The organism is Seleniivibrio woodruffii, from assembly GCF_029267515.1.
In the GTDB taxonomy this organism is placed as follows: domain Bacteria; phylum Chrysiogenota; class Deferribacteres; order Deferribacterales; family Geovibrionaceae; genus Seleniivibrio; species Seleniivibrio woodruffii_A.
Genome location: NZ_JAJUIS010000001.1, coordinates 295,062 through 315,512, shown reverse-complemented (window position 1 = coordinate 315,512; position 20,451 = coordinate 295,062). Strand labels below are relative to the sequence as shown.

The following is a 20,451-nucleotide window of genomic DNA, read 5'->3' as shown; positions in this document are numbered from 1 at the left end:
ACATTAAAAATTGTGTTCGTAGCCGACATCTGAGATGTCGGTAAGCTGTCCGTCCTTTTCAAGCCACACGCCGGAACCCGCCTCAACACGCCCGATACATACAGCGGACGGATATGCTGATTTCAGATCATCAACCCTGTCAGCAGGAACTGTGAACAGCAGTGAAAACTCCTCGCCGGAACCCAGTGCGTATTCAACGGAATAACCGTCATGCGGTACCTTTGGATATTCAATAACAATTTTTACACCGCTCCTGCCGGATATATGGGAAGCGTCTCTGCCAATACCGTCGCTCACGTCTATACATGAATTCGCGATACCCGTTCTGCCGAGAAAATCCCCCAGAGCAGTCTCTGCGCGCACAAGATAGTGGTTATAATTATCCGTATTGCCCGCAATCTCTCTGTCAAGAAGCTGCCGCACGCGTCCGGCAGGTCTGGAAAGAAACAGCAGGTCACCGACTTTCGCACCGGAACGGGTGAGTACGTGCTCATTTCGCTCCCCGACGATGGTAAGCGAAACGAAAAGCCCCGATGCGGAAGACGTTGTGTCCCCGCCTATGAGTTTTACGCCGTATGATTCAAACGGTCTGACTATATCCTCAGCGGAAATTTCCCTTCCTGCCGGAACGGCAATCCCCAAAAGTGCATATTTCGCCACGCCGCCCATTGCGGCTATGTCGCTGACGTTCGCTGTAAGGAGTTTCTGCATGATATGACTGAACGGAGCGTCGTGTGTAAAATGCACGCCCTCCGCCATGATGTCTTTTGCAATAAGTGTCGTGCCGAATAAGGCGGCATCGTCACCTACCCCTAGGGCGATGCCGCTGTTATCCAGCATATGTGACAAACTCTCTATAAGAGAGAATTCTTTCATAACTTTTCCGTTTTTTCGCGCAGTTCCGCCGCCGCTTTTGCGGGGTTTTCCGCCGCGCATATGCACGAGGAAACAGCAACGCCTGACAGCCCGCAGCCGTAAAGCGTGTGTATATTCTCAGCATTTATCCCGCCGATTGCAACTGCGGGCTTTGATGTGAGCTTTATCAGCTCCGCTATGCCTTCCGGCGCTATAACCGGACGCAGGTCTTTCTTTGTTCCCGTCATAAAAGCGGGACCCACACCGATGTAGTCCGCAAGTTTCGCAGTATCAATGTCCTCTGTCGTGTTGCACGAATAGCCGTAAAGCATATCTGGATAGGTCTCTTTCGCCCTTTTCAGCGGAATGTCTTTAACGCCCAGATGCACCGCCCGCGCGCCGAGACAGCGTGCAAGGTCTATTCTGTCGTTAACAACGAAAAGCACGTCGGTTCCCGTAAGAAGCTCCATGAGCTTCTGTCCGGTCAAATACTGCTCTCTGGCAGTCATGCCCTTGTCGCGAAGCTGAACCGCCGTCACGCCGTTTTTCACCACCTCCGGAATGAAAACCTCCAGAGGTTTTTTCAGCATCTGCGTTTCAAGAACGAGGTAGAGCTTTAAATGGTTTTTCATCACAGCTTCTTGTCTATTTTGACCGCGCACAGCTTTCCGCACATGGAGCATGAACCCATGTCGTGATTGCGCTTGAATTTCTTTCTTGCCGTTTCAGGGTCAAGGGCAAGCTCGAACTGGCGTTCCCAGTCCAGTTCCTTTCTGGCGATGCTCATCTGTCTGTTGCGTTCAACGGCTCCGGGCACTCCCTTTTCCATATCGGCGATGTGTCCGGCAAGACGGGAAGCCATGACACCCTGATAAACATCGTCCTCGTCAGGGAGACAAAGATGCTCGGCAGGGGTTACATAGCAGAGGAAATCCGCACCTGCGGCACCGGCGATGGCTCCGCCGATGGCTGCGGTGATATGGTCGTATCCAGCGCCTATGTCTGTGGGGAGCGGTCCGAGAATATAGAAGGGTGCTTCGTTGCAGAGGCGCTTCTGGAGCATCATGTTTGTGGCTATCTGGCTCAGCGGGACGTGTCCGGGTCCCTCAATCATTACCTGAACATTTTTGTCATAGGCGCGCTTTGCCAGCTCGCCGAGGATGATAAGCTCGTCTATCTGGGGTCTGTCGGTGGCGTCGGCCGTCGCACCCGGACGGAAACCGTCGCCAAGGCTCAGCGTAACGTCATACTTGTATGCAATTTTTAGCAGTTCATCGTAATATTCATAAAGGGGGTTCTCTTTCTGATGTGTGCGTATCCAGTTGGCAAGAATTGAACCGCCGCGTGAAACGATTCCGCATACGCGATCGCTGTTGTCCATTCTGGCGACGGATTCTTTGGTTATTCCACAGTGAACCGTGATGTAGTCCACACCCTCGCGGCACTGTTTCTCTATGTTGCGCAGGAGCACTTCTTCATCGATTTTGTCAGTGGTAAGGTCTTTCATGGCGAGTTCCGCAGCAACTGCGTATATCGGAACCGTACCCAGCATAACGGGGCAGTTCTTCTCTATCTCCCTGCGGATGGCGTTCAGGTCGCCCCCTGTGGAAAGATCCATAACGCTGTCTGTCCCGGCGCGTATCGCTGCTTCCAGTTTTTTCAGCTCCACATCAAGAAAAGGGCAGTCGCCGGACGTGCCGATGTTGGCGTTAACCTTGGTTTTCAGCTTTCTGCCGATGCCGCGCACATCGAAATTTCTGTTTATATTCTTAGGGATAACGACCTTGCCCTCCGCTATGAGGTTAACGAGTTCGTTAACGTCTATAAACTCATCCGCCGCAACCTTCGCTATCTCCGGTGTTATGATTCCTTTTTTTGCCGCCTCAAGCTGTGTCATATTTCACTCCTTAACAAAAAACCCCATTCCGGACAAATGCCGAAACGGGGTCATAAAGCCTTGCTAAATGTCCGTTCCCTACGTCGGCATTACCCGAATCAGGTCTTAGGGGTATATCTCAGCCGCATCGGGCACCCCCACGGTTTTAAAACTATATTACTTTTCACATACGTTCGCAAGAGTGATTTTTTATCTTTCTATGACAAACTCCGTATAACCGGAATCACCCTGTATCTCTTCAATGTCCATACTTTCAACGGACGAGAAGGGCGAACCCTCTTTCGCTTCGGCAAGCGCCTCCTCAACAGCGGCTCTTTCACCTGTTATATCAAGCTCAACCGAGCCGTCGGGCATGTTGCGTACATAGCCTGATACGGCAAGACGCGAAACACGCCTGTGCACCGAGGCGCGGTAGCCCACACCCTGCACAATACCGTATACCCTTGCTCGGACGCGTATCATTTCATTTTTATCCAGAATTTCGCAACTTCAGCCTTATCTTTTGAAACCACAACGGGATATAGCATCTTAGAGCTGTCTTCCGCATATTTTGTCATGAAGCGTTTTGGCTGAAGATTTATAACATAGCCTCTGTCGTCGCCGTCGTTAACGACGCTGAAAGAGGGGACGTATCCTTTCAGGTTAACGGAAAGACCTGTGTCCGCTCCGTCCTGCAGGAGTGCGATAAGCTCGAGCTTCGTTCCCACACGCACGGTCAGAGTGTCGCCATTTGTTACAACAGAAGGTTTTCCGTTCACTTTTATGCTGAAAGAATAGCCGGAAACCGGAGCCTGAACTGAAGGTTCTTTAGCCGGTTCAGGTTTCGCAGTTGCAGTGACGGTTTCTTTCTTTGGCTTAGTCGTTTTAGCAACCGCTATATTGATATTTCCAATTTTTACGTTGTCCTTGCGTAACTGGAGTACCGAATTGTTTTTTATTATAAATTTAGAATTAAGATCGTTAAGGGTGCCGTACCCAAGAAGATCGCCTGAAACGCCTCTGTCATAGTTGGATTCGATGTGCCTAAGCTCCACCACATCTCCCCTGCTGATATAAAGGGTTTCACCTCTGTCCACTTTTTTGGGCTCATCGTTAACGGCGATTATGGCGTAGTCAAATCTCGGCTTTTCAAGGATAATTGAGGGAACTTCCGGCACAATGCCGTATATCTTCATAAACTCGTTCACAGCGTAGTTATGGTAAAGCACTTTAAGCTCCACACTGGGCAGGTTTTTGGAGGATTCTATCCCATATGCCGGAATGCAGTATTGTTTAACAGCATAATAGGTGGCTGTTTTGCGCATATCGCTGAACGGGGTTTTCGGATTAGCAGTATCAGTGTTGAAATAGTGCAGGTGATACCTTTCATCGCTTATCTTTGAGTTTACGGTCTCAAGGACATCGAGGGCATGGCTTTTCAGGTCAATGCTTCTGCCGTCCGCACATTTATACACGTCGGCATCAGTAATAACAGACTGACCGAACCTGTTGGGGTTGCGGTTTGCATCCACATAAACCGGATTGTGATATCCCCACCCGTCGTGCAGATTAAGGAATACGTCAGATTCTTTCATAAGTTTCTTTACGACGGACACAACCTTGTCCATCTCAAACCTTTCCGGTTCGTCCAGAAATCTGCGGTTCATGTCTCCGTCGGGTCCTCTGTCGAATAGGATAACGGATTTGAAATTAGCTCTGGGTATTACTATCAGGTTGCCTTTTTCAAGCCGCAGGTCGGAATATAAATCCGCGGAAAGGAACCCGCCCGGCTCGTCACCCTGTATACCGCCGAGGATAAGCATGGTGGGTCCGTCCTGCCGCCCGTATATCTTATAGACCTGCAGTTCGTAGTCTGTTCCTCTGAAATAGTTCTCCACCTTCGTATAGGGTCTTGTCTGGGCAAATGCGGAAACCGCCGTCAGAAGCGTGACAATAATCAATAAAAGTTTTTTCATTTCGCTCTCCAGTTTTCGGAGACTATACGGAGTCCGCTGTCGCCGTTTTCAAGTATAAGTGTTTTGATACCAGTGTCGCTGTAGGTATCGCCGGTATATTTCTGTATGAATGTGACAACTACAGTGTCGTCTTTGCCCATCTCAACCTTGACGTCTTCAATCGTTACGGAGATAGAGGCTATTCTTCCGAACTTGCCGCCCTTGTCCTTTTTCCATGCGTCAAAGTTCATGCGTCCGCCTTTGAACCTTTCGGAATAGTATGACATATATTCGTCTATATTTCTGCTTTCCCATGCAGTCTGCCATCCGTCCAGAAGCGCGGCGGCAGTTTCACGGATGCCGGTCATGTTGTCTTCCAGAATTTTTTCAGGCTCGGACTGTTCCGGAGTTTCATGAATTTCGGGCTGTGCGGTTTCTGTCTTTTCCGGCTCAACCTGAGCGATTATCTTTTCAGACAGAGGTTTAACAGTTTCTTTCGGGGTCTCTTTCGGCGTTTCTTTAACAACCTCTTTCACCGGTTCTTTTTTGGGTAACGGCTTCGCAGAGGCAACAACCACAGGCTCAGGTTTTTTAGACTGCTCTTTCGGTTTTTCAGCAAGCTCCGGCAGAACAGGCTTGCTCTCCTGTGCTTTTGCCGCAAGTCTCACGTTTCCGCCTTTCATCTGTTCAAAATCTTCCGCAACAATCCTGAGCTGCCCGCCCTCATTACGGAAATAAAGGGTTTTACGCCCGTAAACGGTCATATTCGCCGCGGAATAATACTGGTCGAACTGTGCCACAACCTCATCCTTTGACTCATGGAAGATACGGAAGTTGTCCGCGGCTATCTTCCTGTCCGGATAGGTGTCCATCAGATATTTTTTATAGTTGAGATACGCCTGCAGGCTTTTGCCGTCCTTGGAGCGGAAGCCTTTGCCGTATGCTTTCTTGAATCTGTCGAAGTTATTCGCCTGCCACGCGTTTATAAACTCATTAACAGCGGCTCTGGCGGTGTCATACGACTGCCTGTATGTTTGAGAGGAACCTATGAGAGCGTTTCTTGTTATTATAACCGGAGTACCGGGTTTTAAGTATTGCGAAAGTCCGCGGATGTCGGGGTTGTCCAGAGCAACACAGCCTTTTGTGGCGGGATCCTGCCTGTTGTCCTCCTTTCCGTGGAGCCAGATGCCTCCTCCTGTTTTCCCGTTAAGGTTATCAAGCAGGTTAGGGTAGTTCAGAGGAAACGCACCGAAACCGTATATCTTTGCGGTCTCTTTGCCGTACATCTCTATGAGGCGCTGACCGGAGAGGAAACCCGTTATTCTGTAAACACCTTCCGGAGTTTTAAGATCCCCGCGGGAAGCCTTGTCCCCGTTTCCCTTGCCCACAAGCACGTTGACCGATTTTATGATTGATACCCCGTCGCCCGTGACGCGCACGACGTGCAGTTTTCTCTTTTCCTTTTCAACGATGACAGCGTTAAAGCTCTCTCCCCTTTGCGCCGCGACGTTAATTATTGTGTTTGCCGCAAATGCACAGGAAGCGGTTAAAAGCAGAAGAATAATCAGAAACTTTTTCATAACCCTACCATTCAATATTTTTTCCGTAGAGGAAATAGCGATCCAGTTTATTTTTGAGCATACCCTGAACCGGTTTCGACATTCCGACGGGTATGTTATCATAAAAAACAGCCCCGCCATGATAGTCAGAGGGCATGTCTATGTCAAACCCTTTCAGGTACCTGAGTGCATTATTATAATCGGTCTGTGACTTTATATCATCCCTGACGATGTCCGCAAGCTGCCAGAGCGCCTGAGAGGTGAGCTCGCCCTCTCTCTTAAACAGCATTATGCCGTTGCTCTTAAAATTGATGCTTCTGTCCATGCGGGTGGTCAGGAACTTTGAACCGCCCTTTTCATAAACTTCGGCGTATTCCGGAAATTCCGTGAAAAATTCGTTAACCTCTTTGTCAGGTTTAAACCGAACAAAACTGCCGCCCTCCGAGGGCTTGCCTTTTTTTCGTATGGCAGCAATAAAAAAGCCGTCGTACTCATCCAGATGCGGCAGGAAACGGATAACCTTTTCGTCCACTTCCTTGTCGCCGCTTATGCCTTTCGTATACTGACCGTTGTTTATGTCAACCGGTTCACAATCAAAACTGTCCAGCAGGTGTCTGACCACCGCCTCATTCTCTTCGACAGCAAACGTGCAGGTGGAATAGACCATCACGCCTCCCTCTTTAAGCGACACGAAGGCGGAATCCGCTATCTCCTTCTGCAGCTTCGCCATACGCTCCGTAAGCTCCTGCGACCACTCGGCGTTGACGGTTTTGTTGCGCCCAATCTTGTTTTCATTGCTGCATGGTGCGTCCAGCAATATACCGTCGAAAAATCCGTCGAACACCTTGTGCAGGCTCCGTCCGTCCATGCTGACGGTGCGCACCGAATAGCTTCCGTATTTTTCTATGTTGAACTGTAATGATTTAAGGCGTTTCGGGGATGGTTCGTTGGCGATTATTGCACAGCGGTTTTTCAGGATGTCCGCCATGGCGCACGTCTTGCCGCCCGGCGCACTTGAAACGTCGAGGATGTACGGATAGTCGGGCATAAGGGACGTAAGCACTCCGGCAGTGAAAACGGAGGAGGGATTCATAATATAAAACCCGCCCGTCTGAAAGCCTATTGTGTCCGTAAGCCTGTCAGCATTCTCCGTTATCCTGTAAACCGAGGGTATCTCCGAAGTCTCAAACCCTATGGAAAGCTCCGAAAGCTCTTTCAGATAATCGGCGTTTCTGGCGGCAGCAAGCCTTATGTGGCGGCTCTTCTCCCGCATCAGTGTTTCGAAGAACTTTTCTGCACCGTTTCCGAAAACAGTGGTGTATTTTTCGATAAAATCCTTATTCAGCATGGAGTAAAGGATAAAACAATTATGTTGAGTTTACAACTGTAATATAGTAGGCTTCATATATGAAAATAGTTGTTGCAGGCGCGGGAGAGGTCGGTTTTCATATCGCATCCTCCCTTATAAACGAAGGCAAGGACGTTGTTCTGGTGGAAAAAAATCCGGCGCGGGCTAAGTATGCCTCGTCCCATCTGGACTGTCTCGTAATAACAGGCGAAGCAACCAACCCTGACGTACTCAAAGAGGCGGGCATTGACAGTGCCGACGCCTTCATCAGCGCAACGGACTACGACGAGGTAAACATGATAACCTGTTTCATCGTCGCAAGCGAATTCGAAGTGCCTGTAAAAATTGCCCGCGTGCGCAACGTAAGCTATTCCAAACGTAAAATGTTCGGCACTGCTCTGGCGGGCGTTGACTATGTCGTTAACCCTGAGATTGAAGCTGCAAAAACCATCGTTTCAACCGTTCAGCACGGAGCAACAAGCGACATTTTCCTTTTCGAAGACGTAAATATCCAGCTCAGAGACATCATCGTTGACGACGATTCTTTCTTCTGCGGAAAGACACTTAAAGACATCAAACGCGATCTGAAAGAGGAATTTCTCATCGCCGGCATCATGCGCGACGAAGAAATCGTAATACCAGACGGCGACACGGTTGTTCTCGACAAAGACCACATATATCTCGTGGCATCGTCCCGAAGTTTTGTGAGGATACTTAAAAAGGCAGGGATGCACGGCAAAAAACTGAAATCCATCGTAATACTCGGCGGTGGAAACATAGGGCACCATGTTGCCGATATGCTTCTGAAACAGGGCAAAAGCGTCAAGATAATCGATAAGGATTACGAGATATGTAAAATGCTCACGGCGGATTTCCCCAACGCGCTGGTGCTCAACGCAGACATATCCGACGAGAGCATATTCGAGGACGAGCAACTTTTCGGCTGCGACGCCATCATCTGTACGACTCACAACGAGGAACTGAATATCCTCGCCGCCATATACGGAAAATCAAAAGGCATCAAACGTGCGGTTGCGCTGGTCAACAAAAGCAACTACATCACAATTTCCGACGATCTGGGCATAGACTCCACCGTCAGCCCCAAAGTCAGTTCTGTAAACGCCATACTGAAATATATCAGAAAGGGTAATATCAAGAGTGTTATTAAGGTCCTCAACGGAATGGCGGAGGTTGCGGAATTTTTTGTGGCACACGGGGCGGATGTTACAGAAAAACCTCTTAAAAATATCAGACTGCCCAAAGGAAGCCTTGTTATCGCCGTTGCCAGAAGAAACAACACCTTCATCCCCGACGGCAATTTCGTTATGCAGTCTGGCGACATAGCGCTGACCTTTTCCGCAGGGAACACAGCGGAATCGCTCCAGTCGTTCTTTTCTGAGTAAGCCATGCACTACAGGGCAATAATAAAAACAATCGCCATTCTTCAGGTGATAATTGCCGCTTTCCACCTCTTGTGCGGTGTTCTCGCCATCCGGTTCGGAGAGAGCCACGCAACAAACAGCTTTTTCATATCCGGCAGCCTGCTCATAAGCGTTGGCGCCGTCGCACTGTATATTCTTAAAGATGAAAAGCCGAAAAACCTTTCAACAAAAGACGGGTTTCTTCTGGTTACCGCAAGCTGGGTTGCCGCAGTTCTCGTTGGTGCACTTCCATACCATATCGCGGGTGTTGTGCCCACATATGCCGATGCTGTTTTCGAGACCATCTCCGGTTTCTCCACAACAGGCGCAACCATCATTACGGACATTGAAGCACTGCCAAGATCCATCCTATTCTGGCGTTCGCTGACCCACTGGCTGGGCGGAATGGGCATAGTTGTTCTCGCCGTTGCGGTTCTGCCTCTTCTGGGAATCGGCGGTATGCAGCTTATTCAGGCGGAAGCACCCGGTCCCACAGTGGACAAGCTGACACCCAGAATCACAGAAACTGCAAAATATCTGTGGTACATATATCTTTTCTTTACAGTTGCGGAAACCGTACTTCTTATGCTTGGAGGAATGACCCTTTTCGATTCTCTCAACCATACTTTTGCAACTGTTGCCACGGGCGGTTTCGGAACGAAGAACACTAATGTCCAGCACTATAACTCCGCATATGTAGACTATGTGATAACAGTTTTCATGCTCCTTTCGGGGCTGAATTTCTCCCTTCATTTCCGCTTTCTCACAGGGAATTTCAAGCCTGTGTTCGCTGATTCCGAGCTTAAAACCTATTTGGTGATAGTAACTATTGCCACTCTGGTCACAGCATATTCACTAACGGGAACTGTTTATCCGGACTTTGCAACAAGCGTGCGCTATGCGGTATTTAACGTAGCCAGCTTTATAACCACAACAGGATTTGCCAACGACGATTACGAAAAATGGCCTTTTCTGGCACAGACAGTTCTTTTTCTCCTCATGTTCGTGGGCGGATGTTCCGGCTCCACAGGGGGCGGTATAAAGGTCATAAGGATAATCACTCTGCTGAAACAGGGGCTCAACGAGATGAAATATCTGATTCACCCACGCGCGGTTTTCGCACTGCGCATCAACGGACAGCCTGTAAAAAAGAATATTGTATATGCCATCAGCGGATTTTTCTTCCTGTACATAACAACGGCGCTCATTGTTGCCCTGATAGTCTCCACATCAGGCGTCGACATAGCAACTGCGTTTTCCGCTTCGCTTACGACTCTGGGCAATATAGGTCCCGGTTTCGGGCTTATCGGTCCCACAGAAAATTTTGCTTTCTTCCCTGAATACGTCAAATGGGTTTTAAGCGCTGCCATGCTCATCGGCAGGCTTGAGATATACACTGTTATCGTGCTCTTCACTCCGATGTTCTGGCGCAAATGAAAACTTTTATATTACATATCAACGGAATAGTGCAGGGAGTGGGCTTCCGCCCGTTTGTTTACAACCTTGCCGTGGCAAGGGGAATAAACGGTTCTGTGGTAAACAGCGGACGCGGCGTTGAGGTGCAGATCAACGCACAGTCTTTACAGGATGCAGAAAACCTCCTCCATGAAATCATTAAAAACGCGCCGCCGCTGGCGCATATAACCGAAAGCTCCGTTTCCGAGGCTACGCACACCCATTACGAAGGTTTTACCATAGAAAAATCAACCCACTCCGGCGGACTGTCCCTTGTTCCGCCGGATACAGCCATATGCCCCAACTGTGCAAAAGAGATTTCCGACCCTTCCGACAGGCGGTTTGAATATCCGTTCACCAACTGCACCGACTGCGGTCCGCGCTACACCATTATGCTGGATATGCCTTACGACAGACCGCGCACGGTTATGTCTGAGTTCACCATGTGCCCTGACTGCCGGAATGAATATTTAAATCCCGCGGACAGACGCTTCCACGCACAGCCAAACGCCTGCCCCGTATGCGGCCCATCCGTAAGCTATCGCCACCTCACTGGCATTGAAGCTGTGATTGCTGTTGCTAAGCTCATCGACAGCGGAGAACTGGTCGCTGTGAAAGGGCTTGGCGGGTATCATCTCATATGCGACGCTGCTAACGATGCGCCCATCCGAAAACTGCGTGAACTTAAAAAACGTCCTGATAAGCCGCTGGCTGTGATGGCGCTGCCTGAAACTTTAGAACGGCTTAACATCTCTGAACCTGAAAAAAACCTGTTGTTCAGCCAGTCGGCACCCATAGTTGTTCTGGAGTGTGACAATCATGAAATAAGTCCGCTGGTCTGCCCAATGTCCGGTGCAGTGGGGTACATGACCGCATACACGCCGCTGCATATGGTTCTCATGAAATATCTGAAAACAAAATTCATCGTAGCAACCAGCGGAAACCTGAAAGATGAACCTATCGCAAAAGATCCCCATGAAGCGGAAGAGACGCTTTCACTCTTCACTGAACATTTTCTTCACCACAACAGACCTATACATAACAGGTGCGATGATTCTCTCGCCGCGGTGGTCAACGGATATCCGTACATCATGCGTCGTGCCAGAGGCTTTGCACCCTATCCGGTAATTTTGCCATCAAAATCAGAAAAATGTGTTATCGGCACCGGAGCCCATCTTAAAAGCACCGTAACGCTGGCAAAGGACGGTTACGGCTTCGTCAGCCAGTACATAGGCGATCTGGACAACCCTGCTACCTGCTCGTTTTACGATGAAACTGTCAAAAAGATGCAGTCCCTTTACGGGCTCACTCCGGAAACTGTCGTCTGCGACCTCCACCCCGATTACCACGGCACGCGCTATGCCCGTTCTCTGGGTATTGATACAATAGAGGTTCAGCATCATCTCGCCCATATGTTCGCATGTATGGCGGAGAACGGACTTACAGACAACGTTGTCGGAATAATTCTCGACGGGACAGGTCTCGGCACAGACCGCACCATCTGGGGCGGGGAGTTCTTCGTTATGAAAGATATGAACATCTCACGCGCATTGCATCTGCCGTCCGTTCCGCAGCCGGGATTGGACTCAGCAGCGAAGAACCCTGCGCGGATGCTGGTGTCCTATCTTAACAGCTTCGGTCTGCTTAAAGACAATATCCAGCTGGTCACTGCCGAAACCGGGCTGCCCGAAAAGGATATCAGTTTTATCACAACAATGACGGAAAAGAATATAAACTGTATATCCACAACCAGCACAGGGCGCATGTTTGAAAGTGCCGGAGCGCTTATCACACAAACCCCTGTAAATCTTTTCGAGGCACATGCAGCCATGAAACTTGAAGGTTTTTGCTGTGATAACACCAGAACTTACAACATTTCATCTCCAGACGAACTTTTCTCCTGCGTTATTGACGACCTGAACAAAGGCACCGACAGACGGCTCATAGCCTCCGCATTTCATAACGGATTTGCGGACTGGATTTTCAGTCAGACAGTCAGGCTGTGCAGTGAAAACAGTATAACGGACGCCGTTATTTCCGGCGGCGTTTTCCAGAATATATTTCTCGTTCGAAGGCTTGTTTCTCTCTTTGCCCAAAGTCCCGTCCGGCTGCACCTGCACTCAAAAGTACCGCCCAACGACGGGTGTATCTCCCTTGGTCAGGCGTTCTTTGCAAATTTTCACAAATTGACCAACATGAATCTATAATCGCTTTCCAAACCATAACAAATGTTCTATACTCAGATTAGAGAAAATATATGACACACCCTGATATTTCCCTGCTGATCTTATGCAACCACAGCCGTGCCTGCATGGACGTTAAGGAGGTTCTCGGCAGCCTCTGTTTTGATATGACCATTGCGGCAAATACCGAAGAAGCATATGACCTGCTTACAAAAAGAAATTTTGATATAATCGTTTCAGAATTCGATCTGGACGGAACCGACGGAATTAAATTTCTTCAATACGCCGCGTCCCTGAACAGCTTTTCAACCCGTCTCATTGTTGGCAGCAGCACTAATGAAGACACTATCATCAAAGCCATCATCAAAGGTATAGCCTGTGCATATATAGATTCCTCGTCCAACAGACACCTTATCATGTCAAAACTCGCGGACATGGCGCGTGTGCACACCAGCATGGATAACAAGCGCATCCGTCAGATACATAACGGTTCCAACAGTTTTCCAATTGTCATGAATATCTACGAATCCCTTATGAACGCGCTCAACAACGACCTGCCACTGACCAGAATAGCCCAGACAGTCTCAGGCGACGTTACCCTGACATCAAAAATACTTCACGTTGCCAACTCAGCATTTTACGGCAGCTTTGCGGGAACCTCTGTTGAAAAAGCGATAATCTTCATGGGGCTTAACACTGTTAAAGACATTGTGCTGATGCACTCGCTGGCTGCAAACCTTAACATGACAGCCGAGCAGAACCAGTATTTTGAGGCTACAGTCAAACATTCAGTCGAAACAAACTATTATCTGAACAGCATCTCCCACATATACAGGGAGTGCTCGCTCTCACCGCTTAATAACTCTGTGGGCATCATCCACGACATAGGCAAAATAATCCAGCTTGTCTTCTTTCCTCTGGAATTTCAGAGCATTACGGCATACAGAGCGGAGAATCCCGATACTGACTATTTTACATGTGAAAAGGAATCGGGCAACTTTTCTGTCAACCATGCAGAGGTAGGAGCATATTTTCTGAAAATGTGGAATTTTAACCAGTATGCAGTGGAATCAGCCCTGTTTCATCATACGCCTGAGCTTGCATCTGCAAACACAAAGGCATGTGTGGAAGCGCTTTTTCTGGCGAACACCCTTGCGGATATCAGAGACGGCTACGATCTCTCTCTGGAAGAAGCTGTGGGAAGATGTACCATCGTTAAGGCGGACCCTTCCGTCCTTATGAACATAGAGCCGCCCAGACGCTAGTTTTTCGGGTCTAAAATATCTCTCAGACCTTCGCCCAGAAGATTATAACCCAGTACAGTGACGAATATGGCAAGACCGGGGAACATGGACAGCCACCAAGCAAACATGATATTGTCCTTGCCTGCTGTCAGGATATTTCCCCATGAAGGGGTAGGGGGCTGAACGCCGAGCCCAAGGAAACTCAGAGAACTTTCAGTGAGTATAGCTCCCGCTATGCCCAGAGTCGCCGTTACGAAAATAGGCGTCATTACGTTTGGCAGAATGTGCTTGAACATTATTATTCTTCCTGAAATTCCCTGCACCTGCGCCGCGGTTATGTAATCACGGGTTTTAACGCTCATAACCTCTGCCCGCACAAGACGGGTCACTCCCATCCAGCCGGTTAGCCCTATTACTGCCATTACGTTGAAAACTGAGGGGTTAAGAAATGCTATAACCGCAAGTATCAGGAAAAAAGCGGGGAAACAGAGCATTATGTCAACAATGCGCATTATGATTATATCTGTCCAGCCGCCGAAATATCCGGCGATAAGTCCGAGGAAAACACCTATTATAAGCGATATACCCACTGCGACAAAGCCGACAAACAAAGATATGCGGCTGCCGTATAGAATGCGGCTGAAAACATCTCTGCCAAGCTCATCAGTACCGAAGAAATGCTCTGCGGATGGTGCGGCGAATATATTATTAAGGTCTATTGCGGTTGGGTCATGAGTAGCGATAACAGGTGCAAACACTGCAAGAATTATAAAAAACAGCACCACTGCAAGACCTGAATAAAACAGGTAACTCCCCTTAACCTTACCGAGCAGCCTATTTTTTGCCATATCGTATCCTTGGATCTACAAGCCCGTAGCAGATATCCGCAATAAGGTTGCCGATAAGGGTGAGCACGGCACCCATCACCAGTATACCCATGACAACGGGATAGTCACGCATCATAACAGCCTGATAGAAAAGCTGCCCCATTCCGGCTATGCCGAATATTGATTCGAAAATGACACTGCCGCCGATAAGCCCCGGAACGGAAAGCCCCAGTATAGTGACCACAGGCAGCATAGCATTTTTCAGTGCATGTTTGAAAACAACTCTGCGCTCAGAAAGCCCTCTCGCCCGTGCGCTGATAATGTAATCCTCACCCAGCACCTCAAGCATTGAGTTTCTGGCAAAACGGCTCAATCCCGCCAGACCGCCGAAAACCGACAGAAGAACAGGCAGAAAAGAATGCCACGCGACATCCCATACCTTGCCTAAAAATGAAAGCTGATCGAAATTATATGAAGTAAGACCGGATATGGGCAGCCAGCCCTTTATCACACCGAAATAGTACATGCAGAGGAGCGCCAGCCAGAAAGTTGGTACGGCAAACCCTATGAATACGAACACTGTAACGCTTTTATCGAACAGGCTGTTCTGTTTATACGCCGACCAGACCCCAAGAGGCAGGGCTATGAGGAATATGAGGAGCATACCCATAACGTTCAGATAGATAGTGACGGGCATCCGCTCCATTATTTTTGCAGTGACGGTCTTTCCGTCCTGACTGAAAGATTCCCCGAAATCCAGCACCGCAACACGTTTCAGCCATATAATGTACTGTTCGGGGAGAGGCTTGTCCAGCCCGTACATCTTTTCAAATTTCTGGTATGCAGTCTCCGAAAATTTCGGATTCATGGACGCAAGAAACTGCGCGGGATCCCCCGGAGCAAGATGGATAACAAAAAAGCAGATCAGGGTGATGCCGAAGAGCAGAGGGATCATCCCTGCGAGTCTCGCGGCTATGTATCTGAGCATTTGCAACTCTTACTTCTGGAAGCTGTATTTCTGCTTGTCCTTCTCAACCCACCAGTCTTCCTGATTGTATCCTATGCCGGCGGGCGCGGGTCGCACTTCGTTGAAACGCTTGCTTACCGCAACAAGAGCATTGGGCACCATAAGGAATGTATAGGGCTGATCCTCAGCCAGAATCTCCTGAGCCTTGAAGTAATATTCTTTACGTTTTTGAGGATCGAACTCTTTGCGTCCGGCGATGAGCTGTTCATCAAGCTCTTTGTTCTGATAGCAGATGAAGTTCAGCTTCTGTCCGCCGCAGTTGCCGGAATACCAAACATCGTACAGGTCTGGATCGTTCAGAATGTTCCAGCCGAGCACAACTGCATCGAATTTCTGTTTGTTTATATATTCGTTTATGAAGGTCGCCCATTCAAGGACCCGTATATCAACCTTGACCCCTATCTTCTCCCAGCTTTTCTGCAAAACCTCGCATATGCTGGTACGGACAGTGTTGCCCTGATTGGTTATCAGTTCAAATTTCAGGGGTTTACCTTCTTTTTCAACGATTCCGTCGCCGTTGGTATCTTTGTATCCCGCCTGAGCAAGGAGTTTTTTAGCGGTTTCAATGTTGTAATCATATTTTTTGACGTTGGGATTATACCAGACCGTTCCTGGTTTATATGGTCCTGTCGCCTCAACACCAAGCCCGAACTGAAGACCTTTTATTATGTCCTGCTTCGGAGTTGCGTATGCCAGAGCCTGACGCACGCGCTTATCCTGAAACATGGGTTTTTTCTGATTATATCCCACATAGTCATAGCTGGAAGCCAGATACATATGCTTGTTATACTGGCTGGTGAACCTGGGGTTGCTGTCTGTCTGCTTTGACCATTGCAGAGGTGAAAGCCCCATAATATCTATGGAACCGTTGAGTAGTTCAAGGAACGTCGTTGCAGTGTCTGGGATTATCCGGAAGATGTATCTGTCAAGATACGGTCTTCCGAGGAAATAGTCGTCGTTTGCCACAAGGGTGATTGAATCACCCGCCTTCCATTCAAGAAACTTATAAGGACCTGTACCCACCGGTCTTCTGAGCAGAGGGGACTTTTTAACATCCTGCCCCTGCAAAAGATGCTTGGGCAGCATAGGCATTCCCCAGCTTATGAGTGCCGGAGCAAACGGTTCGTTGTAAGAAACCTTTACTGTGTATTTGTCAATAATTTCAAATTTGCTGACAAGCCTGAAATCCGCATCGTAAGAAGTGGGCGTTTTGTCATCTATCATGAATTTATAGGTAAACTCCACATCCTCAGCAGTAAAAGGTTTGCCGTCGTGCCATCTGACGTCCTGATTCAGGTGAAAGATGATACCTTTTCCGTCGTCAACAATCTCCCAGCTGTCAGCCAGATCTCCGACTATATTCATGTTCTTGTCGTATCGCACCAGACCGTTGTAAATCTTATCAGCTACGTCGTGTGATGCGGAATCTGAGGTTATATTGTAAATAAGCCCCGTCGCGTCACCGAGCATTGAAACAACAACAGCATCTCCGTAAACCGCATTGGGAATAGCCCGTTTACGCGAAACTTCCGGCTCTGCGCCGCTGTCCGATTTTTTCTGCCCGCAGCCGAAAACGGCAAAAACAAGCAGTACGGCAAGAAACTTTTTGATCACCTTACTTAGACTCCATCGGGATAACAGGTTTTTTGGTTTCGGCAGGTGCCTGCTGACCAGCGGGGTTGCTCTGCATGATGCTGCCGGTTGTTTTCTGCGTGGAAAGAACAGCCAGAGTAAGCGATGTCAGCATAAAGATAATGGCAATAACGGTTGTAACCTTGTTCATTATGTTAACCGGTGCGCCTGGTCCGAAAACGTCGCCGGCTCCGCCGCCGAATGCAGAACCGAGTGAAGAACCCTTGCCTGACTGTATAAGAACCGCAAGGATAAGCAGAAAGCAGATTACGATATGGATTGCGAGAATTACAGTGTACATTAAAAAATCTCCGAGTTATTTATAATAGTTGATTATTTTTATAAAATCTTCAGCAACAAGGCTGGCTCCGCCAACCAGTGCTCCGTCAATATTCTCTCTGAGCATCAGCGCTCCGATGTTGTCGGGCTTAACGCTTCCGCCGTAAAGGATGCGTATCTTGTTTGCTATTACAGGTCCATAAGTCTTAGACAGAAACTTTCTTATGGCGGCGTGCATCTCCTCCGCGTCCGCGGGGGTTGCCGTCTTTCCTGTACCTATCGCCCAAACAGGTTCATAAGCAATGACAATGTTGTTTACACGGTCAACGCTTACCCCTTTAAGACCCATACCAAGCTGGTAAAGCACTTTTTCAACATGAACTCCAGCCTCTCTTTCAGCAAGAAGCTCGCCGACGCAGAGGATGGTGTGGAGTTTACATCTAAGAGCAAGACGCACCTTCTCGTTGATAAGTTCATCACTTTCTCCGAAAACCGTTCTTCTCTCTGAATGTCCGATAATAACGGAATCTGCTCCCGCTGTAAGAAGCATATCGGCGTTTACATCACCTGTGAATGCTCCTTTTTCATGCTGGGAAACGTTTTGTCCGGCAACGGATATCGGAACACCCATGTCCCTGATTGTTCTTGCCACTGTGGAAAGGCTGCAGAAATCCGGCGCAACACCGACGTCAACCATTCCGTAGTCCAGTTTGACAGAGAGCAGAGAACGCACAAGGTCATCTGACTGCTTCACGTCGAGGTTCATCTTCCAGTTGCCGAATATAAGGGGTTTTCTCATGGGGGTCACTCCTCTGTGCCGATGCTTCTGTCCTCGCCCATCTGACAGCTTCCGTTGAACACAACACCCTCTTCAACCTTGAAAACCGGTGTGATAATGGTTCCTGTCACATATGCTGGCTTATAAAGCTCGACCTTTGTCTTCGCAGTGATAACGCCGTCAAAGCGTCCGGAAATTTTTATGTCCCCCGCTTCAATCTCCGCCTTAACATTGCCGGAGTTTGCAATAACCAGAGTGTCCTCTGTTTTTATATTACCTTCAAAGTTACCGTCGATTCTGACCAGTCCGTCGAAAATCAATGTACCCTGAAACGTCGTGTTTTTGCCGAGAAACGCGTCGATGCCGCCGGTGTCTTTTCCCTTTATCAACTTAATTCCCCTCTGATGCTCCTGATAATTCTGTCAAGCTCATCATTGCTGGTATATTTTATCTCAATTGTTCCGCCGTCTTTTCTGGATTTGATCTCAACCTGAGTTTTGAAAAATTCCTCCATCTCGCTTTTGAGACTGAGCAGGAATACGTTTTCGGATTTTTCCGTTTTTTCGGGTTCCAGCTTCTCTTTTTTGGAAGCCAGTTTTTCGGCTTCACGGACGGAAAGGTCATTTTCTATTATTCTGATAAGTATTTCAACAGCCTTTTTCTCATCCAGACCGATAAGACACCTTGCGTGACCTTCGGTTATCTTCTTCATTTCCAGAGCTTCTATCACACGTGAAGGAAGCCCCAGAAGGCGGATGGTGTTTGCCACTGCGGAGCGGCTTTTTCCTACTACGTCCGCAACATCCTCCTGACGGTAGCCGTGGGTTTCCATCAGGTTTTTATACGCTCTTGCAAGTTCCAGCGCGCCGAGATCCTCCCTCTGGATATTCTCTATGAGGGCAAGCTCCATCTGCTCGGACTCTCTGATTATCTCGCGCACAACCGCAGGCACCCTGCGCAGTCCGGCGAGACCCGCCGCGCGCCAGCGCCTTTCTCCGGCTATGATAACGTAGCCTTCCTCTGTTTTCGCCAGAACGATAGGCTGAATTATACCGTTTCTGCGGACAGATTCGGTGAGTTCTGCAAGAGCCTCTTCATCAAAAACTTTCCTCGGCTGGTCGGGGTTGGGATAGATATCCGTGATGTCTATCTCGCTGACCATGGTTCTTGGCTTGTCAGCCTTAGGTATCAGCGATTCAAGTCCTTTGCCCAGTGAGGTTTTTTTCATGATATCCTCTCCAGCATCTCTTTTGCGAGGTCAATATAGCTCGCGGCACCCTTTGATTTAAGGTCGTATTCTATTATGGACTGACCGAAACTGGGAGCCTCGGCAAGTTTCACATTTCTTGGGATGATGGTCTTGAACAGGCTTTCGCTGAAATATTCCTCCACCTGTTTCTGAACCTCTTTTGAAAGGTTGTTGCTGGGGTTGTGCATGGTGAGCAGTATGCCCTCCATCTCAAGCTCTTCGTTCAGGCTTTCGCGTATCAGACCTATGGTGTTGAGAAGCTGCCCCAGACCCTCCATAGCATAATATTCGCACTGAAGCGGGATAAGCACGGAGTTTGCCGCCGTAAGCGAGTTGACGGTGAGAAGTCCCAGCGAAGGAGGACAGTCGATTATCACCAGAGTGTAATCGTCTGATATCTTTGCCAGCGCCTTTTTCAGCTTGGTTTCTCTTGATATCTCGGTGACAAGCTCAATCTCCGCTGCGGAAAGGTTTATGTTTCCGGGGATTATGTCGAGGTTTTCAACGCTTGTGTGGATAATGGAGTCCTTCGCTTCCGCTCTGCCTATCAAAACGTCATAGATGGACGGCTGCCCCTCCTCAAGGGACACACCGAGACCGCTTGTGGCGTTGCCCTGCGGGTCCATGTCCACAACAAGAACCTTTGCCTCGGCAAATGCCAGCGCCGAGCTTAAATTTATCGCGGTCGTGGTCTTGCCTACGCCGCCTTTTTGGTTTGCAATTGCGATAATTTTTCCCATTAGTCTTACAGCCTAATAAATTA

Annotated in this window: 19 protein-coding genes and 1 riboswitch; of the genes, 4 read left to right on the top strand and 15 right to left on the bottom strand. The window is 48.7% G+C overall.

Features of this window, described 5'->3' with window-relative positions:
- Nucleotides 1-3: 3 nt before the first annotated feature.
- The 7 genes from thiL to Q7P67_RS01410 form a co-directional block, all read right to left on the bottom strand.
- On the bottom strand, nt 4-876 hold the full coding sequence (thiL, locus tag Q7P67_RS01440) for a thiamine-phosphate kinase (protein WP_303849973.1): 873 nt from the start codon (nt 874-876) through the stop codon (nt 4-6).
- The gene (gene thiE / locus Q7P67_RS01435) at nt 873-1,487 is read right to left on the bottom strand and encodes a thiamine phosphate synthase (protein ID WP_303849971.1); all 615 of its coding nucleotides are present in this window, start codon (nt 1,485-1,487) and stop codon (nt 873-875) included. The genes thiL and thiE overlap by 4 nt, the downstream gene beginning before the upstream one ends.
- Nucleotides 1,487-2,752 (bottom strand): phosphomethylpyrimidine synthase ThiC, encoded by a 1,266-nt coding sequence (thiC, locus tag Q7P67_RS01430; RefSeq protein WP_303849969.1) that lies wholly within the window; start codon nt 2,750-2,752, stop codon nt 1,487-1,489. The genes thiE and thiC overlap by 1 nt, the downstream gene beginning before the upstream one ends.
- A 58-nt stretch (nt 2,753-2,810) precedes the next feature.
- Nucleotides 2,811-2,901: riboswitch (TPP riboswitch) on the bottom strand.
- A gap of 40 nt (nt 2,902-2,941) precedes the next feature.
- Nucleotides 2,942-3,214 (bottom strand): acylphosphatase, encoded by a 273-nt coding sequence (locus Q7P67_RS01425; protein WP_303849967.1) that lies wholly within the window; start codon nt 3,212-3,214, stop codon nt 2,942-2,944.
- Nucleotides 3,211-4,707 carry a M14/M99 family metallopeptidase gene (locus Q7P67_RS01420; protein WP_303849965.1) on the bottom strand — a complete coding sequence of 499 codons (1,497 nt, stop codon included), beginning with the start codon at nt 4,705-4,707 and terminating at the stop codon, nt 3,211-3,213. Before Q7P67_RS01420 ends, Q7P67_RS01425 begins: the two co-directional genes overlap by 4 nt.
- Entirely contained in the window at nt 4,704-6,266 is a 1,563-nt protein-coding gene (locus Q7P67_RS01415) for a L,D-transpeptidase family protein (RefSeq protein WP_303849963.1), read from the bottom strand. The genes Q7P67_RS01420 and Q7P67_RS01415 overlap by 4 nt, the downstream gene beginning before the upstream one ends.
- Nucleotides 6,267-6,270: 4 nt before the next feature.
- The gene (locus tag Q7P67_RS01410; RefSeq protein WP_303849961.1) at nt 6,271-7,593 is read right to left on the bottom strand and encodes a hypothetical protein; all 1,323 of its coding nucleotides are present in this window, start codon (nt 7,591-7,593) and stop codon (nt 6,271-6,273) included.
- 59 nt (nt 7,594-7,652) lie between these two features.
- Here Q7P67_RS01410 and trkA point away from each other — a divergent pair, with 59 nt between their 5' ends.
- Genes trkA through Q7P67_RS01390 form a run of 4 tightly spaced genes read left to right on the top strand, consistent with a single transcriptional unit; the run spans nt 7,653 to nt 13,917 of the window.
- Entirely contained in the window at nt 7,653-8,996 is a 1,344-nt protein-coding gene (gene trkA, locus Q7P67_RS01405) for a Trk system potassium transporter TrkA (RefSeq protein WP_303849959.1), read from the top strand.
- Nucleotides 8,997-8,999: 3 nt separating this feature from the next.
- A complete protein-coding gene (locus Q7P67_RS01400) occupies nt 9,000-10,451 on the top strand; it encodes a TrkH family potassium uptake protein (RefSeq protein ID WP_303849957.1) in 1,452 nt (483 codons plus the stop codon).
- Entirely contained in the window at nt 10,448-12,676 is a 2,229-nt protein-coding gene (gene hypF / locus Q7P67_RS01395; protein WP_303849955.1) for a carbamoyltransferase HypF, read from the top strand. Before Q7P67_RS01400 ends, hypF begins: the two co-directional genes overlap by 4 nt.
- A gap of 50 nt (nt 12,677-12,726) precedes the next feature.
- Nucleotides 12,727-13,917 carry a response regulator gene (locus tag Q7P67_RS01390; protein ID WP_303849953.1) on the top strand — a complete coding sequence of 397 codons (1,191 nt, stop codon included), beginning with the start codon at nt 12,727-12,729 and terminating at the stop codon, nt 13,915-13,917.
- Here the strand turns inward: Q7P67_RS01390 and Q7P67_RS01385 are convergent.
- Genes Q7P67_RS01385 through Q7P67_RS01350 form a run of 8 tightly spaced genes read right to left on the bottom strand, consistent with a single transcriptional unit; the run spans nt 13,914 to nt 20,428 of the window.
- Nucleotides 13,914-14,744, bottom strand: coding sequence for an ABC transporter permease (locus tag Q7P67_RS01385; protein WP_303849951.1), 831 nt, complete (start codon nt 14,742-14,744; stop codon nt 13,914-13,916). The two genes, Q7P67_RS01390 and Q7P67_RS01385, sit on opposite strands and share 4 nt — an antisense overlap.
- The gene (locus Q7P67_RS01380; protein ID WP_303849949.1) at nt 14,731-15,711 is read right to left on the bottom strand and encodes an ABC transporter permease; all 981 of its coding nucleotides are present in this window, start codon (nt 15,709-15,711) and stop codon (nt 14,731-14,733) included. Before Q7P67_RS01380 ends, Q7P67_RS01385 begins: the two co-directional genes overlap by 14 nt.
- 9 nt (nt 15,712-15,720) lie before the next feature.
- Entirely contained in the window at nt 15,721-17,364 is a 1,644-nt protein-coding gene (locus Q7P67_RS01375) for a peptide-binding protein (RefSeq protein ID WP_303849947.1), read from the bottom strand.
- Between the two features lies 1 nt (nt 17,365).
- Nucleotides 17,366-17,683: a preprotein translocase subunit SecG gene (gene secG / locus Q7P67_RS01370; RefSeq protein WP_303849945.1), complete on the bottom strand. Its 318-nt coding sequence runs from the start codon at nt 17,681-17,683 to the stop codon at nt 17,366-17,368.
- 15 nt (nt 17,684-17,698) lie between these two features.
- Complete coding sequence (gene tpiA, locus Q7P67_RS01365) at nt 17,699-18,460, bottom strand: triose-phosphate isomerase (RefSeq protein WP_303849943.1); 762 nt, start codon at nt 18,458-18,460, stop codon at nt 17,699-17,701.
- A gap of 5 nt (nt 18,461-18,465) precedes the next feature.
- Nucleotides 18,466-18,828, bottom strand: a complete 363-nt coding sequence (locus tag Q7P67_RS01360; protein ID WP_303849942.1) for a polymer-forming cytoskeletal protein — start codon at nt 18,826-18,828, stop codon at nt 18,466-18,468.
- Complete coding sequence (locus Q7P67_RS01355; protein ID WP_303849940.1) at nt 18,825-19,667, bottom strand: ParB/RepB/Spo0J family partition protein; 843 nt, start codon at nt 19,665-19,667, stop codon at nt 18,825-18,827. The genes Q7P67_RS01360 and Q7P67_RS01355 overlap by 4 nt, the downstream gene beginning before the upstream one ends.
- Nucleotides 19,664-20,428 carry a ParA family protein gene (locus tag Q7P67_RS01350; RefSeq protein ID WP_303849937.1) on the bottom strand — a complete coding sequence of 255 codons (765 nt, stop codon included), beginning with the start codon at nt 20,426-20,428 and terminating at the stop codon, nt 19,664-19,666. Before Q7P67_RS01350 ends, Q7P67_RS01355 begins: the two co-directional genes overlap by 4 nt.
- Nucleotides 20,429-20,451 lie beyond the last annotated feature (23 nt).